This window comes from Micromonospora maritima, from assembly GCF_902825405.1.
Lineage (GTDB): Bacteria > Actinomycetota > Actinomycetes > Mycobacteriales > Micromonosporaceae > Micromonospora > Micromonospora maritima.
This window is the reverse complement of record NZ_CADEAU010000379.1, coordinates 1-5,219: the sequence shown is the minus strand read 5'-3', so window position 1 is coordinate 5,219 and position 5,219 is coordinate 1. Positions and strand designations below refer to the sequence as shown.

The 5,219-nt window shown below is 76.0% G+C and carries 5 protein-coding genes; all 5 read left to right on the top strand.

Annotation, left to right across the window (positions count from 1 at the left end; genetic code table 11):
• The coding region (locus tag HUW36_RS24915; protein ID WP_174530392.1) for an amino acid adenylation domain-containing protein at positions 1-1,311 on the top strand (1,311 nt) is incomplete at its 5' end.
• Positions 1,308-2,618: an ATP-grasp domain-containing protein gene (locus HUW36_RS24910; RefSeq protein ID WP_174530391.1), complete on the top strand. Its 1,311-nt coding sequence runs from the start codon at positions 1,308-1,310 to the stop codon at positions 2,616-2,618. The genes HUW36_RS24915 and HUW36_RS24910, both read left to right, overlap by 4 nt.
• 27 nt (positions 2,619-2,645) lie before the next feature.
• Entirely contained in the window at positions 2,646-3,818 is a 1,173-nt protein-coding gene (locus HUW36_RS24905) for a saccharopine dehydrogenase NADP-binding domain-containing protein (protein WP_174530390.1), read from the top strand.
• Positions 3,819-3,856: 38 nt separating this feature from the next.
• On the top strand, positions 3,857-3,991 hold the full coding sequence (locus HUW36_RS34920; protein ID WP_281357557.1) for a hypothetical protein: 135 nt from the start codon (positions 3,857-3,859) through the stop codon (positions 3,989-3,991).
• A gap of 170 nt (positions 3,992-4,161) precedes the next feature.
• A partial coding sequence (locus HUW36_RS24900) for a multidrug effflux MFS transporter (protein ID WP_174530389.1) occupies positions 4,162-5,219 on the top strand: 1,058 nt, incomplete at its 3' end.

The following is a 5,219-nucleotide window of genomic DNA, read 5'->3' as shown; positions in this document are numbered from 1 at the left end:
AGCCGGCTCCTCGTCGCGTACCTCGGCGTCCTGCGCGCCGGCGGGGTCTACGTGCCGGTCGACCCGGCCGAACCGGCGACCCGGCTGGGAGCCCTGCTCGCCGACTCCGGGGTGGCCCTGTCGCTCGTCGACCGGACCACCGGCGTCGACCTGCCGGACGCCGCCGGGCCGCGGTCGCTCTCCGCCGCGATCGCCGCCGAGCCCTGGTCGGGACCGTGGCCGACCCGCCGGGCGACCGATCCCGCATACCTGATGTTCACCTCCGGCTCCACCGGCACGCCGAAGGGCGTCCTGGTGCCGCACCGCGCCGTGGTGCGGCTCGTGCACGGACAGCGGTACCTGCCGTTCGGGCCGGACCTGACCTTCCTCCAGATGGCGCCGGTGGCGTTCGACGCCTCCACGCTGGAGGTGTGGGGGCCGCTGCTGCACGGGGGCCGGATGGTCCGCTATCCCGGCGAGCTGCCGGTGGCCGCCGAGCTGGCCAGGACCATCGCCGACGGCGGCGTCACCACCCTGTGGCTGACCGCGTCGGTGTTCAACGTGGTCGTCGACGAGGACGTCCGCGCCCTGGCCGGGGCGCGGCACGTGTTGTTCGGCGGTGAGGCCGCGTCGGTCGCGCACGTCCGTCGCGCCCGCGCGGCCCTGCCCGGGGTACGCCTGATCAACGGGTACGGGCCGACCGAGGCGACCACCTTCACCACCACCCACGAGGTCGTCGGGCCGCCCGGCGAGGCGGCGATCCCGATCGGCCGCCCGCTCGCCAACACCCGCGTGTACCTGCTGGACGAGGCGGGCGAGCCGGTGCCGGCCGGGCAGGAGGCGGAGCTGCACATCGGCGGCGACGGCGTGGCGCTCGGATATCTGGACGACCCGGACGCCACCACGGCCCGGTTCCGCCCCGACCCGTTCGTGCCCGGCGCCACCATGTACCGCACCGGCGACTGGGCCCGCCGGCGACCCGACGGGGAGATCGAGTTCGTCGGCCGCCGCGACGGACAGGTCAAGCTCCGCGGGATGCGCATCGAACTCGGCGAGGTGGAGGCGCTGCTGCACGCCGACCCGGCCGTCCGGCGGTGCGCGGCGGCGGTGACCGGCGACGGCCACGCCCGCCGGCTCGTCGCCTGGACGGTCGCCGTGGACGGCGCCGACGCCGCCGGGATCCGGGCCCGGCTCGCCGCCCGGGCGCCGGCCCACCTGGTGCCCGGCGAGGTCGTGGTGGTGGATCGGCTGCCGCTGCTGACCAGCGGCAAGATCGACCGGCGGTTGCTGGGCGACGGATGGCGGAGGCCGACGGAAGGGGAGTCGTCGTGAACGGAACGCAGCCGACGCAACGCGCGGCGGTGGTGCTGCGCGACGGCGGCGTGACCTGGCTGGTCGCCCTGGCCGGCGACATCCGCCGGCTGGGCCTGACCCCGCTGCTGGTCTCCGGACCGGCCGGACCGGCCGACTGGCGGCGCCTCACCGACGCCTACGAGCGGGCCGTGCGGGTCGACGACCCGACCGACGCCGCGCAGGTCGCGGCGGCGGCGAAGACGATGGCCGAGGGCGCGGCGCTGGCGGGGGTCGTGACCGGGTCCGACGGGGTGGTGGTCACGGCCGCCGAGGCGAGCGCGCTGCTCGGCCTGGGCGGTCCGGACCCGGCCGCGCTGGCCCGGACCCGCAACAAGTACGCGGCCCGGCGTACGCTCGCGTCCGCCGGTCTGTCGACGCCGCGGTTCGCGTTGCTGGACTCGGCCGACGCGGTGGACCGGGTCGCCGTCGAGGTCGGTTTTCCGGCGATCGTCAAACCGCTCAACGGCACCGCCAGCCACGGCGTACGCCGGGTCGAGGGCCCGGCCGAGCTGGCGGACGCCTACCGGCAGCTCACCGCCCGACTGCCGGAGGCGATGGACGGGCTCTACCGGCGACCGCTGCCGACCACCGACGGGCCGCTCGACCCGACCCGGGTCCTGCTGGTCGAGGAGGTGCTCGAGGGCCGGGAGTACTGCGTCGACGTGGTGCTGCGCGACGGGGTGCCGGAGCCGGCCGTGCTCGTCGACAAGTTCCTGGTCGACGAGCGCTTCTTCGAGCAGGGCTTCCTGTGGCCGGCGGAGCTGCCGGAACCGGGGCAGGAGGCGCTGCGGCGGGCGGCCGTCGCGGGGGTCACCGCGCTCGGTCTCGACCGGACCGTCGCGCACGTCGAGCTGATCGACGACCGGCGGCGGGGCCCGACGATCATCGAGGTCAACCCCGGTCGGCCCGGGGGGCAGTTGCTGCCCCGCCTCAACGAGCTGGTCACCGGGATCGACCTCACCACCGAGTACCTCGCCCTGCACCTGGACCTGCCCCGGCCGCGACGAGGGCCCGCCGCGCTGCCGATGCCGCTGGCCACCCTGACCGTCTTCGGCCACGGCACGGGCCGGGTGGTCGCCGTGCACGGCCTCGACGAGGTGCGCGAGCTGCCCGACGTCATCGACATCGTCACGGCGATCGAGCCGGGGTACGTGCTGACCGGTGAGCACGAGGTGTTCGCGGTGAACGTCCTGGTCGACGCCGCGGACGGGGCCGAGGCCGTCCGGGAGCTGTACGCGACCGTGGTGGACCTGGTCCACCTGGAGCTGGAGCCGGTCGATGACTGAACCCGCACGGACCGCACCGCCGGTCGGATGCGTCCTTCCCACCCGGCGGCGTCGGTGAGGCGGGTGGTCGTCGTGGGCAGCGGCTCGCTCGCCCGGGCCGTCTGCCACTCCACGGCCGTGGTGGCGGACCGGCCCCTCACGGTCACCGTGGTGGGCCGTGACGCCGCCCGTTGCGCCGAGGTGGCCTACGTGGCCGGCGCCCGGGCGGCCCTCAGCGGTACACGGGCCCGGTTCCGGTCCGCCGCGGTCGCGCTGGACGACGACGCGGAACTGGCCGGGCTGATCGCCGACCGGGAGCCGGACGCCGTGCTGCACTGCGCCTCCGTGCAGTCACCCTGGGAGTCGGTGACCGCGCCGTCCGGCTGGACCGCGCTGGTGGCCGAGGCCGGGTTCGGCGTCACCGCGCCGCTGCACGCGCTGCTGGCCGGCCGGGTCGCCCGGGCGGTGCGACGCAGCGGGGTGTCCGCCCGGTTCCTCAACGCCTGCTTCCCGGACGCGGTCAACCCGATCCTGGCCGGGCTCGGGCTGCCGATCGACGCCGGCCTCGGCAACGTCGCGTTGCTCACCGCGTCGCTGCGGGCGGCCCGGGGACTCACCCCGGCGGACCGGCTCCGGGTCCTCGCCCACCACGTGCACCTGTACCCGCCGGCCGGGCCGGGGGAGGAGGCGCTGGCCTGGACGGACGACGGCCCGGTGGCGGACGTCACCGGCGGGCTCGCCGGACAGCGCGCCTGCCGCCGCGCCGAACTCAACGCCGTCACCGGCCACACCGCCGCGCTGCTGCTGCGCGACTGGCGGCCGGGCGCCGTGGTGCACACCAACCTGCCGGGCCCGAACGGACTGCCCGGCGGCTACCCGGTGCGTGTCACCGACGACGGGATCACCCTCGACCTGCCGCCCGGCTGGGACCGGGCGCGGGCGATCGCGTGGAACACCCGGGCCGGGGAGCGGGAGGGAATCCGGGTGGACGCCGAGCGGGTCCGGTTCGCGGGCCGGGCCGCTGTCGCGCTGCGGTCACACCTGCCCGATCTGGCCGAGGGCTTCCCGATCGCCGAGGTGGAGTCGGTGGCCGCCCGCCTGCTCGACCTGCGGGCCGGGCTGCGCGCCGAACCGACGGCCGTGTCCCGCGCCGGGCAGGGGTCGCCCAGATCACCTTCTCCGGAGAAGGTCTGGACCAGCCGGTCCGATCCGGGCCGCTGATCAAGGGAGAAGGCGGCCAGGGGTGGCGGGACGCCCCGGTGGCCTACTACCGCGGGTTCACCCACACGTACTGCTTGGTCAACGACGTCGCCGCGACCGACCCGGACCTGGCCGCCCGGGTCGCCGGGTACGCCGACGGGTGGCGCGGATCCGGCCGGGAGGACCGGGTGTGACGCCCGTTACCTCTGGGCGGAGGGGGAATCAGCCCGGGCGACGGGGATTTGAACCCAGGTGTGACTGTCGCACCGTGCTCCACCCCGCCGCGCCCTGACCGGGCGGAGGTCCTCCGATGACCGATGTCCTGCCTGATCGGACGACTCCCGCGCCGACGCCAGGTGACCTGATGAGCCGGGGGCAGCGGCTGCGGCTCGTGCTGGTCCTCGGCTCGCTCATCGCGATCGGTCCGCTGACGATCGACATGTACCTGCCCGCGCTGCCCGCGATCGTCGCCGACTTCGCGACCACCTCGGCGGCGGTCCAGCTGACGCTCACCGGCACGCTCGCCGGCCTCGCCCTCGGCCAGCTCCTGATCGGGCCGCTCTCGGACGCCGTCGGACGACGCCGCCCGCTGGTCGCCGGCCTGGCGCTGCACGTGGTGGCGTCGGCGCTCTGCGTGGTGGCGCCGGACGTCGCCGTCCTCGGCGTGCTGCGGGTGGTGCAGGGCCTCGGCGTCGCCGCCACGACGGTGGTGGCGATGGCGGTGGTCCGGGACCTGTTCAGCGGGACGGCGTTCGCCACCCTGCTCTCCCGGCTGCTGCTGGTGATGGGCGCGGCGCCGGTCCTCGCCCCGACCCTCGGCGGCGGCGTGCTGCGGTGGACGGACTGGCGGGGGGTCTTCGTGACCCTGGCCGTCTTCGGCGTCCTGCTCGTCGCGGTCGCGGCGATCGGCCTGCCGGAGACGCTGCCGCCCGCGCGCCGCCGCCGCGGCGGCCTGGTCGCCACCGTGAGCCTGTACGGGTCGTTGCTGCGCGACCGCGTCTTCGTCGGCCTGGTCCTGGTCGCCGGCCTGGCCATGGCGGCGCTGTTCGCGTACGTGGCCGGCTCGTCCTTCGTCCTGCAACAGGGGTACGGGCTGGACGAGCAGCAGTTCGGGCTGGCGTTCGGGGCGGGCGCCGTGGGGCTGATCGGCGCCACCCAGTACAACGTGCGGCTGCTGCGCCGCCATCCGCCGCAGCGGATCCTCGTCGCCTCGCTGGGCGTGGGGACCCTGGCGGGGCTGGCCCTGGTGGCCTTCGCCGCGACGGGTCTCGGTGGGCTGCCCGCCCTCCTGGTGTCGTTGTGGGTGGTGCTGGCGGCGGCCGGCCTGGCGATGCCGAACGCCCCGGCGCTGGCGCTGTCCCGGCACGGCGAGGCGGCCGGCACCGCCTCCGCCCTGCTCGGCGCGGTGCAGTTCGGCGTGGG

Bases quoted from the DNA above. Each gene is read 5' to 3' on its own strand.
- HUW36_RS24905 (WP_174530390.1), top strand. From the start codon at position 2,646: ATGCGTCCTTCCCACCCGGCGGCGTCGGTGAGGCGGGTGGTCGTCGTG.